This window comes from Nonlabens sp. (assembly GCF_965657255.1).
Classification (GTDB): Bacteria; Bacteroidota; Bacteroidia; order Flavobacteriales; family Flavobacteriaceae; genus Nonlabens.
The window spans coordinates 54,424-74,282 of the sequence record NZ_CBFHNM010000001.1; the positions used below are offsets into that span (position 1 = coordinate 54,424).

Sequence of the window (19,859 nt, forward strand, 5' to 3'; positions counted from 1 at the left end):
TTAAGAAATAAATACAGACCTTAAAACAGCTCAAGGTGAAAACGAAACTAATGAAAAACATCGCAGTATTAATGGGTGGCTATTCTCATGAATGGGAAATATCCTTAAAGAGTGGCGAGGTCATCTCTCAAAATCTAGATACTTCCTTATATAATGTATATCCCATTCATATTTTAAAAGATGGCTGGTATTACATAGATGGCATGGATAGTAGACACGAAATCAATAAAAACAATTTCAGTTTAAACATTAATGATCATGAAATCCTTTTTGATTGCTGTTATAACACTATTCATGGTACTCCTGGAGAAGACGGAAAAATTCAAGCCTATTTAGAACTTTTAGAAATTCCTCAAACCTCTTGTGACTCTTATCAAAGTGCCATTACCTTTAACAAACGTGATTGTATCGCTGTGCTAAAACCATGGAATATAACTACTGGAAGACACTTGTATATTAACCAAGGTGATGTAATTGATGCAGAGATGATTGCAAGAAACATAGGCTTACCTTGTTTTGTAAAGGCTAATCGCAGCGGTAGTAGTTTTGGCGTTTCTAAGGTTTATAAAGTTAAAGAAATGGATGCCGCTCTAGATGCTGCCTTTGAAGTAGATGAAGAAATTATTATTGAATCTTTTTTAAATGGCGTTGAAGTTTCTGTAGGTGCCTATCAAATAGATGATAAAATTAATGTACTGCTTCCTACAGAAATAGTTAGCGAAAATGATTTCTTTGACTATGAGGCAAAATATGAGGGTAAATCTCAAGAAATTACTCCTGCACGAATTACCCCTGAAAACATGCTGGCAGTTCAAGAAACAACCAGAAGGATTTATCAGGTATTAAAATTAAAAGGCCTCGCAAGGGCAGACTTTATCTTTCATAAAGGAATACCACATTTTATAGAAGTAAATACTAATCCAGGAATGAGCAAAGAAAGTATCATACCACAACAAATAAAAGCCTCTGGAGCTTCTTTACAAAACGTGCTAACATATATAATAGAAAACACTATTAAACACCATACATCATGAAAAGAGCAGTTTTTCCAGGAAGCTTTGACCCAATAACCTTAGGTCACTACGATATAATTGAGAGAGGTTTGGGTCTTTTTGACGAGATAATTATTGCAATAGGCGTCAATGCAGATAAGAAATATATGTTTTCTCTTGAAGAACGCAAACGCTTTATTGAAGAAGCCTTTGGAGAAGATGCAAAAATTAAAGTCATGACCTATTCTGGTCTTACTATCGACTTTTGTAAAGAACAAGATGCCGCCTTTATTCTAAGGGGCTTGCGCAATCCAGCCGACTTTGAATTTGAAAAAGCAATCGCGCACACTAACAGAAAACTATCTGAAATTGAAACAGTATTTTTACTCACCAGTTCAGGAAAAAGTTATATCTCTTCTTCAATTGTAAGAGATGTGATTAGAAATAATGGTGATTATACCAGTTTAGTACCTGACACAGTTAGAATATAATATGAAAAAAACTATCCTATTACTATCTTGTATTTTTCTACTCTTCTCATGTAAAGAAAATTCTAAAAAACAAGCTATCCAAGAAGCCAAAGAGTACACAACACCTTTTGAAAATGGCAATGGTAATCAAACAGCAACCTATGAAGAAGTGATTAATTTCTATCAAGATCTTGCAGCAGGTTTTTCTAACATTGAAATAGAAGAAGTAGGTAAAACTGATAGCGGTAAACCATTGCATTTGATTAGTTACTCAAAAAACACCATCAACTGGTCAAGTGCAAATGAAGATAAAATTAAAATTCTAATCAATAACGGTATCCATCCAGGAGAAAGTGACGGAATAGACGCTACCATGATGCTCATGAGAGATCTGGCAACCGGAAAAATAGAAGCGCCTGAAAATTTAATATTTAGCGCAATAGCTGTTTATAATGTAGGTGGTTCTTTAAATCGCAATACCTCTACTAGAACCAATCAAAATGGGCCAGAATCTTACGGCTTCAGAGGTAATGCGCGCAATTATGATCTTAATCGTGATTTTATAAAAGCAGACTCTCGTAATGCGATCGCTTTCTATGAAGTCTACCATAAAATTAATCCAGATATTTTTATTGATAACCACGTAAGTAATGGCGCAGATTATCAATACACCTTAACTCATTTATTTACACAACATAACAAATTAGGTGGTGCAGCTGGTCAATATTTGCATACAAAGCTACAACCAGAGCTAGAATCTAGACTTGCCAAAAGAGATTTACCCATAACTCCTTACGTAAATGTATGGAACAACTCGCCAGAAAAAGGTTTCTCTCAGTTTATGGATTATCCTCGTTATTCTACTGGATATACCAGTCTTTGGAATACACTAGGAATGATGGTAGAAACACATATGTTAAAGCCTTACAAAGACCGCGTTTTAGGCACCAAAGCGATCATGGAAGAAATGATTTCTATAGGATCTGAAAACATTGTTGATATTAAAAAAGCAAGGTCAGACTCTTTCAAAGGTTTTAAAAATTCATCTCATTATACAATGAATTATCAACTGGATAGGTCAAAAGCAGATACTTTAGATTTTCTAGGTTATGAAGCTGTCATTAGTAAAAATGAACTTACTGGAAACGATTTAATGACTTATGATCGCAACCAGCCATTTAACACAAAAACGCCTTTCCAAAATTACTTCAAAGGAACGGACAGCGTGGTCGTTCCCAAGTATTATGTCATACCACAAGGCCAGTGGAAAGTACTAGAACTAATGCGTCATAACAAGATTCAAATGGAATTTTTAACGCAAGACACTACACTAACAGTTTCTAAATACCGTATTGCTGGTTACGACACGTCAAAAAACGCTTACGAAGGACATTATCCACATTCTAATGTTCATGTAGAAGAAGAAGTTGTGGAGTTACGCTTTCGCGAAAGCGATATCATTATTCCAACGGATCAACCAGGATTCAAGTATATTTTAGAAACACTAGAACCTACTGGACAAGATTCCTTCTTTAAGTGGAATTATTTTGACACCATACTTCAACAAAAAGAAGGTTTTTCAAGCTATGTTTTTGAATCGACGGCTAGAGAACTTTTAAATAAAGATGAAGCGTTGAAAAAAGAGTTTGATTCGTTGAAAAGAACAAATGACAATTTCAGAAAAAGTAATTCCCAACAATTGAATTGGATTCATAAACGCAGTCCTAACTATGAACCTGCACATTTAACTTACCCTATTTTTAAATGGAACAAATAATAAAAAAGAGTGTTTTAGTTTTAAGTTGTATTGCTTTTATAGCTTGTAATGATTCAAAAAAAAGCACTGAAAAACCAGTAGTAAATGTTTCTATAACCTCTGGTGTTTCTCATGACATTCTGAACAAGAAAGTCTCTTGTGGAGATAAAAACTATTCATTCTCCATACCTAACTTTACCTCTCAAACAGATGCAGACAAAGTGCTAAATTATGATATCACAAAATTAATAACTCAAGATTTTATTGATCTTACCTATCAGAAAGATGCGTCGCTAAATTCTATTTATGAAACCTTCTTGAATAGAAGAGAGCGTGTTTTATGTGAAGAAAGTAAAAATGAAGGTTTACTAGATGTAAAAACCATATTTGTTTCGGACACTGAAAAATTTATTGGTTACGAACTTGAATTTACACGTAATGATCATAAAGGAAGAGTTTTAAAAACATTCCTAAAACCAGATATGAAAGAAATTAAGCTTGCAGACCTTATTCCTGAGGGAAAAGAATATGACGTATTAACTATTTTTAATGCTAACTTACAGCAAGCGGTAGCAAATCTGATTACCGATATACCAACTGGTGAATTAAGAGATAAATTTATCGTTTACTTAAATAACACGGCTTTTCAATTTGATCCAGAAGATTTTAAAACTTGTGATCTTTCTTTTCAAGTTAACAGCAAGATTTCAAAAAACCTAAGACTTGCTAAAAAAGTTGATTTACCTAAAGGCTTTGAATTTTTAAACAATACTGTTGTGATAGAAATAGATGCCTATCAGTTAACTCATTATTTAAAACTATCTAACATTATCGAGTAACATATCGTCAGGAAAAAGCTCTCTTATATTTGCATAAGATTCTTTTAAGGCAATGGTCGCCATTTCTTTATTCAACCATACCGCTTTATCAATGCCTTCCTTCTTTTGTGGTTTCAGCTTTTTATTAAAATCCGTTTCCATGATAAACCAGTGCGTAAGTTTTAATTTCACCTTTCCTTTTCTTGAAAAAGTATGATAAGTATGCCCTAAATAATTAGTAATCTCTAAACGGCGCACACCTGTCTCCTCTTCTACTTCTCTAATTGATGTTTGCTCGATGGACTCTCCTTTTTCGGCTTTCCCCTTAGGCAAATCCCATTTCCCATTGCGATGTATAAATAAAAAATCGTTATCCTGATTGAGTACTAATCCACCACCAGCAACTACTACTGGAAGAAGCTTATGAAGTCTTTTTAAAAGCTTAGATTCATTTTTTGAATATAAAACCACGTTAGTGATTTCTTTCTTTTCAATCTTTTTAATAAGATCTTCAAAGTTTACCTTTTTAATATTAAAGGTATTATGATCTTTAAAAGCATTTTTATCAGAGGTTACGATAATGGCAACCTCTTTCACAAAAACTTTATACATTTGTCCCATGGTAAGAGATAAGGATATAGCAATAAAAACTGCTGAGTTATTGTTGCAAATTAAAGCAATTAAATTGCAACCACAAGAACCTTTTACATGGGCTAGTGGATGGAATTCTCCTATTTACTGTGATAATAGAGTAACACTCTCTTATCCAGTGATTAGAAACTTTTTAAGAGAACACGTCGCTGCACGCATAGAAGATTTATATGGAAAACCAGATGTAATAGCTGGTGTAGCAACAGGTGCAATAGGTATAGGTATGCTAGTAGCAGATTATATGAATTTGCCATTTATCTATGTAAGACCAGAAGCAAAAAAGCACGGCCGTCAAAACCAAATTGAAGGCCATCTTGAAAAAGGACAAAAAGTGGTTGTTGTAGAGGATCTTATAAGCACTGGTAAAAGCAGCTTAAACGCCGTAGATGCTTTAAAGATTGCTGGTGCAGACGTAAAAGGAATGTTAGCCTTATTCTCTTATGGTTTTGATTTTGCTGTAGAGAACTTTAAAACGTATGATCTGGAACTAACAACATTAAGTGATTACGACCATCTTATTGAACAAGCTAAACAAGCTGGCCATTTTAAAGAAGAAGAAATAGAATTATTAAAAAGCTGGAGAAAAGATCCTAGCAACTGGAACGCATAATTTGTAAAATGAATTTAGAAAGTCGTGTAGCAAAAACACAAAAAAACCCAGAAGAACTTTATAATTTCCTAACACAAGTAGAGAATTTTAAAAAATTAATGCCTGAAGACACCAAATTTGAATTAAAAGGAGAAGACAAATTTCTTTTTGGGCTAAAAGGAATGCCAGAAATAGCTTTATCACTTAAAGATAAAACACCTCATTCTCAAGTGGTATTAGGATCTACTAGTGACAAACTTGCCTTTACATTAACGTGTAATATAAAACCAGATGGTAATGGCTCTGAGGCACAATTATTATTTGATGGTGACTTTAATGCCATGATGGCAATGATGATTAAGGGACCCATCAATAAATTTTTAGAACAGCTAGCAAACGGATTAGATCAACTCTAATAAATCCATTTCAACTCTTTTAGAGCAAAAGTGAGACGCTCATTTTGGACTTCCAAAATAAGTTTCCCTTCTTCGTCTGTTCCCTTAACAACACCTTCAAATATTCCTTTTTTAGATTGAAATGAAGTTGATTGATTAAACTTAAAGAGGTAATTATTATAATTTTGCGCGACTTCTGATGAGTTGCGCAAATTGTTTTCGAGCATATTTAAGAAAGAGATCAGAAGTTCTTCTAGGTCAAATTCTCTTCCTGTAAGATTTCTAAGTGAAATTGCTTTAGGTAAACCGTCAAAAACTTCTTGATTTACATTCAAACCTATTCCGACTATAGCATGTGATAGTTGACTTCCTGAAAAGCTATTTTCAATTAAAATTCCTGCAAGCTTGTGTTGTACTGACAGGATGTCGTTAGGCCATTTAATCCTTGCCTGAATTTGTAATTGAATTTTTAACCACTCGACTATTGTTACAGAAATCAGTTTGTTTATTTGAAAAGGAGTGATTTTCAATGGCAAATCAGAAAGTAAAATACTAAATGTCAGGTTTTTGCCTTTTTCAGAAATCCACTTTGCTCCTTGTTGTCCTTTACCTTGAGTTTGCTCAATAGTGTAAATTGTAGTTAGATGTGGCAGTTTGCTTTCGCGAAAGCGAGTTTTCAACTCATCATTAGTAGATGTAGTGGCATGTAATTTGACTATGTTCAAAAGGAAGATTTATTTGCGAGTTTATGGGTTATTTAATAAAACAAGCTCAAAAAAAGAATAAATTTGTGAATACAAAAAATATTTAATGACTAAAGAAAAAGTTTCTACCGACGCACTTATATCACAAATCATTGCTGGTATTGAAGATGTAAAGGGTAACAACATCACTATATTAGATTTAAGAGAGTTAGAAAACACCGTAACCAGTTACTTTATTATTTGTAACGGTTCTTCAAATACTCAAGTAAATGCGATAGTAAATTCAATACAAAGAAAAGTAAGCAAAGAACTTAAAGAAAACGCATGGCATGTAGAAGGTACAAGTCAAGGTGAATGGGTTCTTATGGATTATGTCAATGTAGTAGTCCATGTTTTCCAAAAGCACATTAGAGAATACTACGATTTAGAAGAGCTATGGGGTGATGCAAAGTCTACTGTCATAGAAAGTACATATTAACCACATCACACAAGCACCATGTCAGAAAATAAAAATAAAGATCAAGATAAAAAACGTCCTAATTTAATGCCCGGACCAGGAAAGCCTAAATTTAATATTTGGTGGATCGTTGCTCCTATTGCGTTGCTATTTGTAGGATATTATTTGTTTAACGGTTCTGTTAATCAGACTAAAAAATTAAACTACAACGCATTTTTTGAAGCTTTAGAAGATAAAGAAGTGGATAGTATTGTAGTGGTAAGTAACAGAGGTGTTGCTCAAGTCTACATGACACAAGAGGCACTTGCTCTAGCAGAACATAAGGCGAGTAGAAAAAAGCCTTCATTCGGCGGTATTAAGTTGCCTAATTATACAGTAGAATTTGGTGATGCAAAAGCTTTTGAAGAGCAGTTGAAACTTGCTATAAATAATTATAGTCCAGAGACCAAACTTGTTTTTGATCGAGAAGATGAAGGCTTAATGGATTTACTTCTTTCTATTTTACCTTTTATATTAATAATTGGTATTTGGTTATTTTTAATGAAGCGCATGAGTGGCGGCGGCGCTGGCGGCGGCGGTGGCCAAATCTTTAACATAGGTAAATCTAAAGCAAAGCTATTTGATCAAAAAACAGACGTTAAAACTACTTTTAAAGATGTAGCCGGTCTGGAAGGAGCAAAAGAAGAAGTACAAGAAATTGTTGACTTCCTTAAAAATCCTGAAAAATATACTTCTTTGGGTGGAAAAATACCTAAAGGCGCTTTACTAGTAGGTTCACCAGGAACAGGTAAAACTCTTCTAGCAAAAGCTGTTGCAGGTGAAGCAAAAGTTCCTTTCTTTTCTTTAAGCGGTTCTGATTTTGTAGAAATGTTTGTAGGTGTAGGTGCTAGTAGGGTGCGTGACTTATTTAAACAAGCAAAAGAAAAATCTCCTGCGATTATTTTTATTGACGAAATAGACGCAATAGGTCGTGCCCGTGGAAAATCAAACATGTCAGGATCTAATGATGAGAGAGAAAACACATTGAACCAGCTTCTAACCGAAATGGACGGATTTGGTACCAATACTAATGTGATTGTACTTGCTGCAACTAACCGTGCAGACATTCTTGATAAAGCATTAATGCGTGCAGGACGTTTTGACAGACAGATTTATGTTGATCTTCCAGATGTAAGAGAACGTGAAGAAATATTTGAAGTACATCTAAGACCTCTTAAAAAGTTAGCAGATGAATTAGACACTGCTTTTTTAGCAAAGCAAACTCCAGGATTTTCTGGTGCTGACATTGCAAATGTTTGTAATGAAGCGGCTCTTATTGCTGCAAGGAATGGAAAAAAAGCCGTTGGTAAACAAGATTTCTTAGATGCTGTAGACCGTATAGTAGGTGGACTTGAAAAAAAGAATAAATTAATTACACCTTCAGAAAAGAAAACAATTGCATTTCATGAAGCCGGACATGCCACAGTAAGCTGGATGACAGAACACGCTGCGCCATTAATTAAAGTGACCATAGTACCACGTGGTCAATCATTAGGTGCTGCATGGTATTTACCTGAAGAAAGACAAATTGTGCGTCCAGAGCAAATGCTAGATGAAATGTGTGCTACTATGGGTGGTCGTGCTGCAGAGAAAGTTATTTTTAATAATATCTCTACAGGCGCATTAAGTGATCTTGAAAAAGTTACTAAGCAAGCGCGGGCTATGGTAACCATCTATGGATTAAATGAAAAAGTAGGTAATATTACTTATTATGATTCTAGCGGCCAGTCAGAATATTCTATGACTAAACCATACAGCGAGCAAACCGCTGTAGTTATTGATGAAGAGATTTCAAAGATTATAGAAGCTCAATACCAAAGAGCCATAAGTATTCTAGAAGAAAACAAAGATAAACTTACAGAACTTGCAGAAATACTTCTTGAGAAAGAGGTAATTTTTAAAGATGACTTAGAGAAAATTTTTGGAAAAAGAACATTTATTAAAGAAGAAGCTGTTGCATTAAAATCATCTACCAGACCTGTATTAAATGGTGCTACTCCTGCTGATGAAGAAGAATAGTTTGCTAGCATTGATTTAAGTAAGTATATTTACGTCGACCCTAAATTAAATGCTGTCTAAAGGCAATGAGCATATTTAAAAAATTCTTTAAGAAATCTTCTGATTCTGAATCTATTGAGAGTTCTGGAAAAGAGCGCTCTAAATATATGCCAGATGAAAAGCCACCTCTTGATGAGGAGTTTATTCACAACTTTCAGCATCAAGGTGGTAGATTTTTGTATGCTATTAATGAAAATGAAATTCAGCAACATTTTGAAGACATTCTCGTAGAACACGATTATTTTGAAAAGAATGTTTTATGTTTTGATGAACAACTTAGCAAACGTTTTGATGGGTTTAATCTTAATTTTTCCAATAACGAGCTGAGATCAGAGTTCTTTTTAGGAACTTGTGAATATGTAATATCCAACAATGGTGCAATACTATTTTCTTCGAGACAAGTAAAGGAGACAAAACCTGCAGATTTACCAGGGACTTATGTGATTCTCGCAAGTACAAGCCAGATTGTAGAATCTATAGGCGAAGGTCTAAGAGGTATTAAACATCAAAGTAAAGGACACATACCTACAAACATTACAACATTAAAAAATTTCAAAGAAACTGCTCCTAAACAAGAGAAAGACTTAATGAATTACGGAGCACCTAACAAAAGGTTATACCTACTACTTCTAGAAGACTTATAACATGAGAGAATTAATTACTCGTTCCATATCTGGAATCGTTTATGTATCTCTTGTGGTATTAAGCGCTTTGTATTCTAGAGATGTTTTTATATTATTATTCTGTGCATTTGCATTCATTTGCTTGTTAGAATTAATGCCTATGATAAGGTTAAGGCAATGGCTCATCTACCCTATTCTCCCTATTGCTTATTATTTTATAGTTTGGAAAAGTGTATCCATCGAATTTACATATGCTCTGTTAGGAGCGACGTTACTAGTAAACATATATTTAATTAGAGACCTTGTTCTAGTGGATCGCATTGCATTGTTTAATACTAAAAAGCACGTCATTGCATTATTATATCTAATAGGGAGTAGTTTATTTCTAGCCCTTATTCCAGATGTAGTCTTACACTTAGATTTAGTAACCACTAGTTACCAACCAGAGTTGCTCATTGGTATTTTTGCAATTATATGGACTAATGACAGTTTTGCTTATATTTTTGGAAAAAACTTTGGTAAACACAAACTCATGAAACGTATTTCTCCAAAAAAAACTATTGAAGGTTTTTTAGGAGGTTTAGTCATGGCTATAGCAGCTGGTGCAGGTTTGTATTATTACCTCAAATCCATAGGTATTATAAATTATACTATTTGGGACTGGATGATTGTAGCTTTTGTAGTTGCATTTTTTGGAACTATTGGAGATTTAATACAAAGTAAAATAAAACGTCAGGCAGAAGTAAAAGATAGTGGCAGTATAATGCCTGGACACGGTGGTATTTTTGATCGTATGGACAGTATTATATTTGCAGCACCATTTGCCTACGCAACTTTTTTAATTATCAATTATGTTTCATAAAGAAGGAAAAGCTTCCATTATAATTGCTTTCATTTTCACCATAGTGACCATGAGTGCTATATGGCTTATACAGATGCCACAGTGGTTACAAATAGGTTTATCAGTAGTATCCATAGGGTTATTATTTATTATTCTTCAATTTTTTAGAAATCCTAAAAGAAATACCATTTTAAGTGATTCTTCAATCGTATCACCAGTAGATGGAAAAGTAGTAGTCATTGAAAAGGTTCAAGAAAACGAATATTTCAAAGGTGAACGCTTGATGATATCTGTATTTATGTCACCTATAAATGTGCATGTAACTAGATATCCTATTGGTGGAAAAGTTTCTTATAGCAAATATCATCCAGGTAAATACCTTGTGGCATGGCATCCTAAAGCCAGTGAAGAGAATGAACGCACCACCGTGGTCGTAGATCATAAAAACGGAGAACAAGTCATGCACAGACAAATAGCAGGTGCTCTTGCAAAGCGTATTATGAATTATGCTCAAGAAAAAGACACTATTGTACAAGGAAGTGAGAGCGGATTTATTAAATTTGGAAGTCGTGTGGATGTTTACCTTCCTATAGACACTCCAGTTTCTGTTACTTTAGATCAAAAAGTAAAAGGAGGAGAAACCGTACTTGCTCATTTCTAAATGTCAGATAAAGAACTCGATATAGAATTTAATAACGCTTTCGCGAAAGCGTCCTCTGAAGAACAATCTTTAGTGCCACCAGACCTACAACTACATCTCTATGCATATTATAAAAGAGCTATAGATGAACCGTATGTAAGCAATAGAAGTTTTGAATCTAATGATTTGAGGAGCGCTTTCAAAATGAATGCATTGATTCAAGTGCAAACCATATCAAAAAAAGAAGCTAAACGCAAATACATTGAAATAATAGAGAAACTTTACCCTAAGCCTTGGTGATTTCTTTGTTATATCTAAAAGCCTCAAAAGAACTATTCTTTTGAGGCTTTTAAATTTAATTAAAAACAGAGCTGCTATTTTTTTCTAAGAATATAAATTGCTAATGCTATTAAGCATAAAACAACTGCTCCTAAGACAATGACTATGGTTACTAATGGATTCATAAATTACTTCCTTTTATTCAATAGATAATTCATATAACTAATCATACTTTTGATCAAGAGGATCAAAAGGATATAGATACACCTAGTATGATTAGTGCTTTTATATCTAAAGAATTCATTTCACATTAATTTAAAGCCTTCATACTTGCCTCAATTGTTTCAATTTTTGCAAGAGCATCTGCTTCTTTCTTCTTCTCTATTGCCACAACCGCTTCTGGAGCACTACTAACAAAACGCTCGTTACCCAATTTCTTCTGCACGCCAGTTAAAAAACCTTTTGCTCTTTTCAATTCGGTAGCCAGTTTTTCAAGCTCGGCAGCAACATCAATATTTCCTTCTAATGGTATAAAATACTCATTAGATTTTACACGGTAACTTGCTGCACCAGACAGCTGCTCGTCAATAACCTCAACACTAGAAACATTTCCCATTTTTTGAATCAATGGATTATAGTTTTCACTTAAGTTTTCGTTATTAATACTTTTTAACTCTATCTCGTTCTTGAAAGAAATTTGCTTCTCTTTACGAACCGTTCTGATTCCAGAAATCACATCTTGTACGAGTTCAAAATCTGACAATAAGTCTTGGTCAACAGCGCCACCTTCAGGCCATGTATTGACACACAATGCCTCTTTCACTTTACGATCAGAGATGGATTGCCAGATTTCTTCCGTAATAAATGGAGTAAATGGGTGCATTAACCTCAAGTTATCTTCAAAGAGCTCAATAACCTGTGCAAGTGTTTGTGCGTCGATAGGTTTTTGATATTCTGGTTTGATAATTTCTAACAACCAACCGCAAAAATCATCATAAATCAATTTATATGAAGTCATTAATACATCACTTATTCTATATTTAGAATAGTGATCTTCTATAGTAGCTAGAGTTTCATTGAAACGACTTCTATACCACGCAATACCTTGAGCACTATGTTGTGGTTGTGGTAGGCTTTTATCTACATTCCATGCGTCAATTAAACCAAAATAAGCACTGTGCATTTTTTTCACAAAGCCTTTACCTTGCTGACAAAGATCCTCATCAAACATAATGTCATTCCCGGCGGCGGCACTTAAAAGTAAACCGACACGTACGCCATCTGCACCATATTTATCAATTAATCCTAGGGCATCTGGAGAATTACCAAGGGACTTTGACATCTTACGACGTTGTTTATCTCTTACTAATCCAGTTAAATATACTTTATCAAATGGTTTTTCATCACGTAATTCATATCCAGCAACGATCATTCTAGCTACCCAAAAGAATAAAATATCTGGTCCAGTAACAAGATCACGTGTAGGATAATAATAATTGATCTCCTCATTTTCTGGGTCTAGCACTCCATTAAAGACACTGATAGGCCACAACCAACTAGAAAACCAGGTATCCAACACATCATTTTCTTGACGTAGGTCTTCTGGGTTTAGGTTTGGATTATTAGTTCGCTTTCGCGAAAGCGTAACAGCCTCTTCTAGACTATTTGCAACTACAAAGTCATCCTTTCCATCACCAAAATAGTAAGCAGGAATACGTTGTCCCCACATCAATTGTCGAGAAATATTCCAATCTCGCACATTTTCCATCCAGTGAAAATAAGTGCTTTTAAATTTAGGTGGTAGCAATTCTACAATATCATTTCTTACGGCGTCGATTGCAGGTTTTGCCAGGTCTTCCATCTTTAAAAACCATTGATCTGAAAGTCTAGGTTCTATAACTGCTTTTGTGCGCTCACTAGTACCTACTTTATGGACATGATCCTCCTTTTTAATCAAAAACCCTTTTTCTTCTAGTTCGTTAGAAATTTCCTTACGTACAACAAAGCGGTCCTTGCCTTCATAATGAAGTCCAAAACTATTTAAAGTAGCATCTGCATTAAAAATATCAATGACCTCAAGATGATGCGTTTCTCCTATCTTCTTATCATTTTCATCGTGTGCAGGAGTAATCTTTAATGCTCCTGTACCAAATTCCATATCTACATATTCATCTGCAATAACAGGAATCTCGCGATTTACAATAGGTACAATTACCGTTTTACCTACAAGGTTAGTATAACGCTTATCCTCTGGATGTACACAAATAGCCGTATCTCCTAAAATAGTTTCAGGACGTGTTGTAGCTATAGAAATAAACTCCTCAGTTCCTTTAATTTGATATCTTAAATGGTATAGATGTCCATTGCGTTCTTCATAAATAACTTCTTCATCACTTAAAGTTGTTTTAGCTTCTGGATCCCAATTTACCATACGGTAACCGCGATATATCCAACCTTTATTATAAAGATCGATAAAAACCTTAATTACTGACGCAGACATATCGTCATCTAAAGTAAATTTAGTTCTAGACCAATCACAACTAGCTCCTAATTTTTTGAGTTGCTCTAAAATAATACCACCATATTCATCTGTCCAATCCCATGCATGTTTCAAAAACTCTTCTCTAGAAAGATCATTTTTATCAATTCCATGCTCTTTTAATTTCTTTACCACCTTAGCTTCTGTAGCGATAGATGCATGGTCTGTGCCTGGAACCCAACAAGCGTTGTATCCTTTTAAACGAGCACGGCGTATCAATACATCTTGAATGGTATTGTTTAACATGTGTCCCATGTGCAATACTCCTGTCACGTTAGGTGGTGGAATTACGATCGTATAACTTTCTCTTTCGTCTGGTACAGATGTAAAGAAATCGTGTTCCATCCAGTAGTTATACCATTTTTCTTCGGTAGTTTTAGAATCGTATTTTGATGCTAAGGACATGTTTGGCTTAATTTTTGAAATTCAAAAACAAAAGTACTATTAACTTAAAAATTACACAGCATTAACTGTGACTTTAAGCTCGATAGTTTACTTTTATTACTTACAACATAAAATGATGAAAAAATTGCTACTCCTATTCTTGTTTACTGGAATCTTTTCTAACAGTATAGTAGGCCAAAATAATTCTTCTTTAGACCCTATCACAACTATAGAGTTTGAATCTACAATTATAGACTTTGGTAAAATAGCAAAAGGAAGCGATGGCGTTAGATCTTTTATTTTTAAAAACACTGGCAATTATCCACTTAAAATTTACCAAATATACTCTTCTTGCAATTGTGATATCGTTTCCAAACCAGAAGAACCTGTAGCACCTGGAGCTACTGGGGTCATTAAAGTGAAATACGACACACAAAAAGTAGGTCCTATTGTTAAAACAATTACCGGAAATGCGAACCTTAAAAATAAATTATTCACATTACGTCTGAAGGGTGAAGTTCTAACAAAATCAGAATAGAAAATTAAAAGACTAAAGGAATATTTTTAAATTTAACTTTAAATTCTTCTCCATTCCTCTTTAATTTTATCTTTAAATTTCTATAAGGGTTTTTATAAAAAAGTTCACTTACTCTATTCAAAGTGAGCTGTTTCTGTTTATAACCATTTATAGATACAATTTGATCTCCTATTCTGATTCCAGCTTTATCTCCTGGCGAGCCTTCCCTCACATAATCAACATATATTTTGGGAATATACTCGTAGGATACTCTAGAGAAACTGGATAAGGTAATTTTACTACTAGATGGATTAAGCCTATCTCCTTCTTGTTTACTAAAATCTCTATCTATTTCTGTAAACAATTCTAGTTCACCTTTTTTAACTCCTAAACCGCTCATGTTATAATAAAAACCTTCCTTAAAACTTTTATTAGGGAGCATTATCATCTTTTTATTATTATAATCAACAACGAGATCAAACCTTCTTAAAACCTCTCCTCCTATACTACCATCATGAGAAGAATCTGTTTTATTAATATTATGATACTTCTTATAAGGATAAGAAACCGCTACTTTGAACATTTGATAATTGAACAGGTTTATAGAATTAACTTTTGTACGCAATCCAAAAATTTCTCCATTTATTCCAAAACCTAGATAATCTTCAAAACTGTTATCTATTACAAAAGTAGTATCGATCTCATTAAGAATCCATAAAGCATCACCACTACCAGTATCAATAAGCATATTGTAATCACCTTGAATAAGATCATTATCCATTTTTATATTTACAAAAGGCCTGCCGTTATTTAAGATTAAATCAAATTGTTTTCCATTGCGCAATTTTGACGGGAGCAGCTCAAAATCTCTATACAACTTCAAATAACCATTTTCATAATCTATATGTGTGACAAAATTTTTTAGAAAATCAACTCCTAAAATACCATGAATCTCAATATCCAATTTAGGCGACAAATCAATTTCACTATCACTTAAAACTATCACCTCAGCAACATCATTTGTGATGTGATCGCCTATTTGTATCTTATTTCCAGAAGAGTAGTATGCAGACAAGGGCTCGTTATCGCCGTATCCAGATAGCTTAATATATTTTCCTTTATTGATACTTAATGAATCGATACCTTTTAAATTAAAAATAACAGTACGGGAAGAACCAGTATCTAGGTAAAAATTAAAATCAACATCATTAATTTTTACTGGTACAACGATTAAGTTAGAATGCTGCTCAAAAGAAATTTTTTCTTCTGTATAACCTTCTTTAAAAATAAAGCCTTCTTGTGCAATTCCTGAAACTGGAATACAGAAAGCGATTAAAAAAAGTTTAATAAATTTCATATGCCTAATATAAGGTTTTGTCAAAGTGTATTGCACATCCTTACTCAAGTATTACATTTGTCAATCAAAAATTTATCATGCCGAAAATATCTGAAAAAGGACTTCAAATGCCGTCCTCTCCTGTTAGAAAATTAGTTCCTTATGCAGAAGCTGCAAAAAATCGTGGAATTCATATTTACCAATTAAACATCGGTCAACCAGATATAAAAACTCCAGAGCAAGCTATTAGTGCCGTTAAAAACACTGACATGCAGGTTCTATCTTACAGCCATAGTGCTGGTAACCAAACCTACAGGGATAAACTAGCTAAATATTACAATAAGATAAACATGAATCTGACCAGTGAAGACATTATTGTTTCTACTGGTGGTAGCGAGGCTTTACTCTTTGCTATGGGAAGTATATGTGACTATGGAGATGAAGTAATTATACCAGAACCGTTTTATGCTAATTACAATGGATTTGCAACCGCTAGTGGTGTAACAGTTAAGCCTATTTCTACAACCATTGAAAACAACTTTGCCCTACCAGCTATTAGTGAATTTGAAAAGTTGATCACGGACAAAACCAAAGCTATTCTTATATGTAATCCCGGTAATCCAACTGGCTATTTATATACACAAGAAGAAATGAATCAATTAACTGCTTTAGTAAAAAAGCACGATTTATTCCTTTTATCTGATGAAGTATATAGAGAATTTGCATATGATGGGCGCAAGCATTTATCTGTGATGAATATTGAAGGATTAGAAAATCATGCCATTATGATCGACTCTGTTTCAAAACGATATAGTATGTGTGGTGCAAGAATAGGTTGCATGGTTTCTAAGAACAAAGAAGTGATGGCAACTGCTATGAAGTTTGCACAAGCTAGATTAAGCCCACCTACTTTTGCTCAAATCGCTGCCGAGGCTGCACTAGACACAAAGCAAGAATACTTTAACGAGGTGATAGGAGAATATATTGAAAGACGAGATATTTTGATAGAAGGTCTTAAAAATATTGAAGGTGTAGAAGTGGCAAATCCTGGTGGTGCTTTTTACTGCGTTGCACAACTTCCAGTAGAAGATACAGACGTTTTTGCACAGTGGATACTCGAACACTTTGATCTAGATGGCGAGACTATTATGGTTGCACCAGCAGCAGGTTTTTACAGCACACCAGGAATGGGTAAGAATCAAATAAGAATTGCTTACGTTCTTGAAAAAGAATCTCTTAAGAAGGCTGTTCGTATTTTAGATCATGCTTTGAAAGCTTATAATGCATGATAGAGATACAACATCATTTTTCATTAAAGAAGCATAACACTTTTGGTATTTCCGCTTTCGCGAAAGCGTACACAGCAACAAAATCTTTACCACAACTCAAAGAAGCATTAGGATTCTACCATAATGAAGAGGTATTTCTTTTGGGAGGCGGAAGTAACATGCTACTTATTAATGATGTACAAAAACCAGTAATACATGTATTACTGGAAGGGATAGAGATTACAAAAACCGAAGATGACAATGTTTGGATCAAAGTTATGGCAGGAGAAAACTGGCATAACTTTGTTCTTTACTCTATTGAAAACAACTTTGCAGGGCTAGAAAATTTATCTCTCATTCCTGGAAATGTTGGGACATCGCCTATTCAAAATATAGGTGCATATGGTGTAGAATTAAAAGATAGTTTTTACAGCTGTGACGTCATAGATATAAAAACACTAGAAGAAAAAACACTTTCTCTAGATGATTGTAATTTTGGATATCGCGATTCGATATTTAAAAATGAAGCGCTAGGTAAGTATGTCATAACTTCAGTAACCTTTAAATTAAAAGATCTTAGTAAATCAAATGATTATCCATTCAAAACTAGTTATGGTGTTATTCAAGAAGAACTGAAAAGACTAGATGGAGAATTATCAATTCAAAAGGTTTCACAAGCAATTATAAACATTAGATCCAGTAAACTGCCAGATCCTAAGGTAATAGGAAATAGCGGTAGCTTTTTTAAAAATCCTGTTATCAAAAGAAAACTGTATGAAGATCTAGTAAGAATGCATCCAGAAATGCCTTTTTATGATATTGATCAAGATCATGTAAAAGTTCCTGCAGGATGGTTAATCGACCAATCAGGATTCAAGGGCAAACGATATGGTGATGCTGGCATTCATGATAAACAAGCTCTTGTTCTAGTAAATCACGGAAATGCATCTGGTCAGGAGATTCTAGCTGTTGCCCATAAAGTGCAAAAAGCGGTTAAAGATCGTTATGGTATAAACATCGATACAGAGGTCAATTTAATCGATCAATAATCAGTATTTTGAACATCTAGATCAATTACTAAAATTATCTAATCAGATTCTAAATAGAGTTTCCCAAACCTTATCTTTGCAGCATGGATTTAAAACTTATTCTTATCACGTTTGTAGTACTAGGCCTTGCTTTTGCCGGTATAGCTATAAAAATATGGGGTAAAAAGGATGGTAAATTTGCCGGAACCTGTGCAAGTCAAAGTCCTTTTCTTAATAAAAATGGTGAAGCCTGCGGCATGTGCGGTAAATTACCTGAAGAACAAGAGTGTAAAAACGATCAAGTAAAAGCCTAATCATTTAGATGGAAATAGGCGTTTTTTTCTATGTTCTGGCAGGATTTGCCCTTATTAATATCATATATTATTTATTTTTATCAAAAGTAGGTTTTGGCAAAATAGATCAACCTACTGGTAATCTAAACCAGTCTGTTTCTGTTATTGTGTGTTCCAAAAACGAACAAGAAAACCTCAAAATTTTAGTTCCTTTATTACAGGAACAAAACCACCCTAACTTTGAGATCATTTTAATAAATGATGCCAGCCATGATGATACTAGAGATGTCATTGAAGATTTTATGGCACTAGACACAAGAGTAAAAATGGTGAACGTTGTCAACAACGAGAGCTTCTGGGGAAATAAAAAATATGCACTTACCCTAGGAATCAAAAAGGCGGTAAATGACCATTTGGTTTTTATAGATGCAGATTGCGTTCCTAACAGTAACGAGTGGTTATCTAGCATGGCAATGCATTTATCTGAACAAAAAAGTATAGTATTAGGGTACGGTGGATATCAAAAAATCAAAAACTCTCTTATTAATGCATTAATTCGTTTTGAAACAGGAATAACTGCCATACAATATTTTAGTTATGCCATGCGCGGTAATCCATATATGGGCGTAGGTCGTAATCTTGCTTATACAGCTACTCAGTTCTATTCCTCTAGCGGTTTTATGAGTCATATGAAAATTATGGGTGGCGATGATGATTTATTTGTTAATGAGGCTGCAACTAAAACTAACACAGCCGTTTCCTTAGATGAAAAATCATTTACAGTAAGTCAACCTAAAACAAGTTGGTCCACATGGTGGAAACAGAAAAAACGGCATATCAATACTGCAAGTCATTATAAAAGCAAACATAAACTACTATTAGGCTTATTCTATTTTTCTCAAATTGGCTTTTTAGTCTCGGCTATTTTAGCATTACTATTTGGAATGAATTGGATACTTGTTTTAAGTGTTGTTTTGTTGCGATATTTATTTTTTTGGATCGTTGTTGGTAAGGGTTTGTTTCGCTTTCGCGAAAGCGATATCATTATCCTGCTTCCTTTTTTAGAAATACTATTAATAGGAACACAATTAGCACTATATGTTTCTAACATGGTCCATCGACCGAAACAATGGAACTAGTTAGTTATCTTTATTGATACGACTACTTAATCACTAACTTTGT

General features: G+C 34.0%; 21 protein-coding genes. 17 read left to right on the forward strand and 4 right to left on the reverse strand.

What is annotated here, in order from left to right; genetic code table 11:
- The first annotated feature begins 50 nt into the window (after window positions 1-50).
- From ACTF54_RS00290 to ACTF54_RS00305, 4 genes are read left to right on the forward strand one after another with little or no spacing between them, the layout of a single operon-like run.
- Entirely contained in the window at window positions 51-1,034 is a 984-nt protein-coding gene (locus tag ACTF54_RS00290) for a D-alanine--D-alanine ligase (RefSeq protein ID WP_438968485.1), read from the forward strand.
- Entirely contained in the window at window positions 1,031-1,483 is a 453-nt protein-coding gene (gene coaD / locus ACTF54_RS00295; RefSeq protein ID WP_347195426.1) for a pantetheine-phosphate adenylyltransferase, read from the forward strand. The genes ACTF54_RS00290 and coaD overlap by 4 nt, the downstream gene beginning before the upstream one ends.
- 1 nt (window position 1,484) lies before the next feature.
- Window positions 1,485-3,239, forward strand: coding sequence for a M14 family metallopeptidase (locus tag ACTF54_RS00300; protein WP_347195425.1), 1,755 nt, complete (start codon window positions 1,485-1,487; stop codon window positions 3,237-3,239).
- Entirely contained in the window at window positions 3,227-4,057 is an 831-nt protein-coding gene (locus ACTF54_RS00305) for a hypothetical protein (RefSeq protein ID WP_438968486.1), read from the forward strand. The genes ACTF54_RS00300 and ACTF54_RS00305 overlap by 13 nt, the downstream gene beginning before the upstream one ends.
- Here the strand turns inward: ACTF54_RS00305 and ACTF54_RS00310 are convergent.
- Complete coding sequence (locus tag ACTF54_RS00310) at window positions 4,037-4,648, reverse strand: NUDIX hydrolase (RefSeq protein ID WP_347203458.1); 612 nt, start codon at window positions 4,646-4,648, stop codon at window positions 4,037-4,039. The genes ACTF54_RS00305 and ACTF54_RS00310 overlap by 21 nt on opposite strands.
- A 7-nt stretch (window positions 4,649-4,655) precedes the next feature.
- On the opposite strand from ACTF54_RS00310, the gene pyrE reads away from it, so the two are divergent.
- Both pyrE and ACTF54_RS00320 read left to right on the forward strand, forming a co-directional pair.
- Window positions 4,656-5,297: an orotate phosphoribosyltransferase gene (gene pyrE, locus ACTF54_RS00315; RefSeq protein WP_347195422.1), complete on the forward strand. Its 642-nt coding sequence runs from the start codon at window positions 4,656-4,658 to the stop codon at window positions 5,295-5,297.
- Window positions 5,298-5,305: 8 nt separating this feature from the next.
- On the forward strand, window positions 5,306-5,692 hold the full coding sequence (locus ACTF54_RS00320; protein ID WP_347195421.1) for an SRPBCC family protein: 387 nt from the start codon (window positions 5,306-5,308) through the stop codon (window positions 5,690-5,692).
- On the opposite strand, the gene ACTF54_RS00325 is transcribed toward ACTF54_RS00320, so the two are convergent.
- Complete coding sequence (locus ACTF54_RS00325) at window positions 5,689-6,396, reverse strand: biotin--[acetyl-CoA-carboxylase] ligase (RefSeq protein WP_347195420.1); 708 nt, start codon at window positions 6,394-6,396, stop codon at window positions 5,689-5,691. The two genes, ACTF54_RS00320 and ACTF54_RS00325, sit on opposite strands and share 4 nt — an antisense overlap.
- Window positions 6,397-6,481: 85 nt before the next feature.
- On the opposite strand from ACTF54_RS00325, the gene rsfS reads away from it, so the two are divergent.
- The 6 genes from rsfS to ACTF54_RS00355 all read left to right on the forward strand — a co-directional run bounded on the left by rsfS (window position 6,482) and on the right by ACTF54_RS00355 (window position 11,333).
- Window positions 6,482-6,853, forward strand: a complete 372-nt coding sequence (gene rsfS, locus ACTF54_RS00330) for a ribosome silencing factor (protein WP_347195419.1) — start codon at window positions 6,482-6,484, stop codon at window positions 6,851-6,853.
- Between the two features lie 18 nt (window positions 6,854-6,871).
- Window positions 6,872-8,890 carry an ATP-dependent zinc metalloprotease FtsH gene (ftsH, locus tag ACTF54_RS00335; protein WP_347195418.1) on the forward strand — a complete coding sequence of 673 codons (2,019 nt, stop codon included), beginning with the start codon at window positions 6,872-6,874 and terminating at the stop codon, window positions 8,888-8,890.
- Between the two features lie 65 nt (window positions 8,891-8,955).
- Window positions 8,956-9,573 (forward strand): lactate utilization protein B/C, encoded by a 618-nt coding sequence (locus ACTF54_RS00340; protein WP_347195417.1) that lies wholly within the window; start codon window positions 8,956-8,958, stop codon window positions 9,571-9,573.
- A 1-nt stretch (window position 9,574) separates the two neighbouring features.
- Entirely contained in the window at window positions 9,575-10,414 is an 840-nt protein-coding gene (locus ACTF54_RS00345) for a phosphatidate cytidylyltransferase (protein ID WP_438968487.1), read from the forward strand.
- Window positions 10,404-11,054 carry a phosphatidylserine decarboxylase family protein gene (locus ACTF54_RS00350; RefSeq protein WP_347195415.1) on the forward strand — a complete coding sequence of 217 codons (651 nt, stop codon included), beginning with the start codon at window positions 10,404-10,406 and terminating at the stop codon, window positions 11,052-11,054. The genes ACTF54_RS00345 and ACTF54_RS00350 overlap by 11 nt, the downstream gene beginning before the upstream one ends.
- Window positions 11,055-11,333, forward strand: coding sequence for an acyl-CoA-binding protein (locus ACTF54_RS00355; RefSeq protein WP_347195414.1), 279 nt, complete (start codon window positions 11,055-11,057; stop codon window positions 11,331-11,333).
- Window positions 11,334-11,622: 289 nt separating this feature from the next.
- On the opposite strand, the gene ACTF54_RS00360 is transcribed toward ACTF54_RS00355, so the two are convergent.
- Window positions 11,623-14,256 carry a valine--tRNA ligase gene (locus ACTF54_RS00360; RefSeq protein ID WP_347203461.1) on the reverse strand — a complete coding sequence of 878 codons (2,634 nt, stop codon included), beginning with the start codon at window positions 14,254-14,256 and terminating at the stop codon, window positions 11,623-11,625.
- 115 nt (window positions 14,257-14,371) lie between these two features.
- Between ACTF54_RS00360 and ACTF54_RS00365 the strand changes: the two genes are divergently transcribed.
- The gene (locus tag ACTF54_RS00365) at window positions 14,372-14,773 is read left to right on the forward strand and encodes a DUF1573 domain-containing protein (protein ID WP_347195412.1); all 402 of its coding nucleotides are present in this window, start codon (window positions 14,372-14,374) and stop codon (window positions 14,771-14,773) included.
- A gap of 4 nt (window positions 14,774-14,777) precedes the next feature.
- Here ACTF54_RS00365 and ACTF54_RS00370 read toward each other — a convergent pair whose 3' ends face one another.
- Window positions 14,778-16,109 carry an aspartyl protease family protein gene (locus tag ACTF54_RS00370; protein ID WP_347195411.1) on the reverse strand — a complete coding sequence of 444 codons (1,332 nt, stop codon included), beginning with the start codon at window positions 16,107-16,109 and terminating at the stop codon, window positions 14,778-14,780.
- Between the two features lie 77 nt (window positions 16,110-16,186).
- On the opposite strand from ACTF54_RS00370, the gene ACTF54_RS00375 reads away from it, so the two are divergent.
- The 4 genes from ACTF54_RS00375 to ACTF54_RS00390 all read left to right on the forward strand — a co-directional run bounded on the left by ACTF54_RS00375 (window position 16,187) and on the right by ACTF54_RS00390 (window position 19,816).
- Window positions 16,187-17,377, forward strand: coding sequence for a pyridoxal phosphate-dependent aminotransferase (locus tag ACTF54_RS00375; protein ID WP_347195410.1), 1,191 nt, complete (start codon window positions 16,187-16,189; stop codon window positions 17,375-17,377).
- Window positions 17,377-18,405, forward strand: coding sequence for a UDP-N-acetylmuramate dehydrogenase (gene murB / locus ACTF54_RS00380; protein ID WP_347195453.1), 1,029 nt, complete (start codon window positions 17,377-17,379; stop codon window positions 18,403-18,405). Before ACTF54_RS00375 ends, murB begins: the two co-directional genes overlap by 1 nt.
- Window positions 18,406-18,488: 83 nt before the next feature.
- Complete coding sequence (locus ACTF54_RS00385) at window positions 18,489-18,698, forward strand: membrane or secreted protein (protein ID WP_347195409.1); 210 nt, start codon at window positions 18,489-18,491, stop codon at window positions 18,696-18,698.
- 8 nt (window positions 18,699-18,706) lie between these two features.
- On the forward strand, window positions 18,707-19,816 hold the full coding sequence (locus ACTF54_RS00390; protein ID WP_347195408.1) for a glycosyltransferase: 1,110 nt from the start codon (window positions 18,707-18,709) through the stop codon (window positions 19,814-19,816).
- Window positions 19,817-19,859 lie beyond the last annotated feature (43 nt).

Bases quoted from the DNA above. Each gene is read 5' to 3' on its own strand.
- ACTF54_RS00320 (WP_347195421.1), top strand. From the start codon at position 5,306: ATGAATTTAGAAAGTCGTGTAGCAAAAACACAAAAAAACCCAGAAGAA.
- ACTF54_RS00350 (WP_347195415.1), top strand. From the start codon at position 10,404: ATGTTTCATAAAGAAGGAAAAGCTTCCATTATAATTGCTTTCATTTTC.
- ACTF54_RS00375 (WP_347195410.1), top strand. From the start codon at position 16,187: ATGCCGAAAATATCTGAAAAAGGACTTCAAATGCCGTCCTCTCCTGTT.
- ACTF54_RS00385 (WP_347195409.1), top strand. From the start codon at position 18,489: ATGGATTTAAAACTTATTCTTATCACGTTTGTAGTACTAGGCCTTGCT.
- ACTF54_RS00310 (WP_347203458.1), bottom strand. From the start codon at position 4,648: ATGTATAAAGTTTTTGTGAAAGAGGTTGCCATTATCGTAACCTCTGAT.
- ACTF54_RS00290 (WP_438968485.1), top strand. From the start codon at position 51: ATGAAAAACATCGCAGTATTAATGGGTGGCTATTCTCATGAATGGGAA.
- ACTF54_RS00340 (WP_347195417.1), top strand. From the start codon at position 8,956: ATGAGCATATTTAAAAAATTCTTTAAGAAATCTTCTGATTCTGAATCT.
- rsfS (WP_347195419.1), top strand. From the start codon at position 6,482: ATGACTAAAGAAAAAGTTTCTACCGACGCACTTATATCACAAATCATT.
- pyrE (WP_347195422.1), top strand. From the start codon at position 4,656: ATGGTAAGAGATAAGGATATAGCAATAAAAACTGCTGAGTTATTGTTG.
- coaD (WP_347195426.1), top strand. From the start codon at position 1,031: ATGAAAAGAGCAGTTTTTCCAGGAAGCTTTGACCCAATAACCTTAGGT.
- ACTF54_RS00345 (WP_438968487.1), top strand. From the start codon at position 9,575: ATGAGAGAATTAATTACTCGTTCCATATCTGGAATCGTTTATGTATCT.
- ACTF54_RS00305 (WP_438968486.1), top strand. From the start codon at position 3,227: ATGGAACAAATAATAAAAAAGAGTGTTTTAGTTTTAAGTTGTATTGCT.
- ACTF54_RS00365 (WP_347195412.1), top strand. From the start codon at position 14,372: ATGAAAAAATTGCTACTCCTATTCTTGTTTACTGGAATCTTTTCTAAC.
- ftsH (WP_347195418.1), top strand. From the start codon at position 6,872: ATGTCAGAAAATAAAAATAAAGATCAAGATAAAAAACGTCCTAATTTA.
- ACTF54_RS00360 (WP_347203461.1), bottom strand. From the start codon at position 14,256: ATGTCCTTAGCATCAAAATACGATTCTAAAACTACCGAAGAAAAATGG.
- ACTF54_RS00390 (WP_347195408.1), top strand. From the start codon at position 18,707: ATGGAAATAGGCGTTTTTTTCTATGTTCTGGCAGGATTTGCCCTTATT.
- ACTF54_RS00355 (WP_347195414.1), top strand. From the start codon at position 11,055: ATGTCAGATAAAGAACTCGATATAGAATTTAATAACGCTTTCGCGAAA.
- ACTF54_RS00370 (WP_347195411.1), bottom strand. From the start codon at position 16,109: ATGAAATTTATTAAACTTTTTTTAATCGCTTTCTGTATTCCAGTTTCA.
- ACTF54_RS00300 (WP_347195425.1), top strand. From the start codon at position 1,485: ATGAAAAAAACTATCCTATTACTATCTTGTATTTTTCTACTCTTCTCA.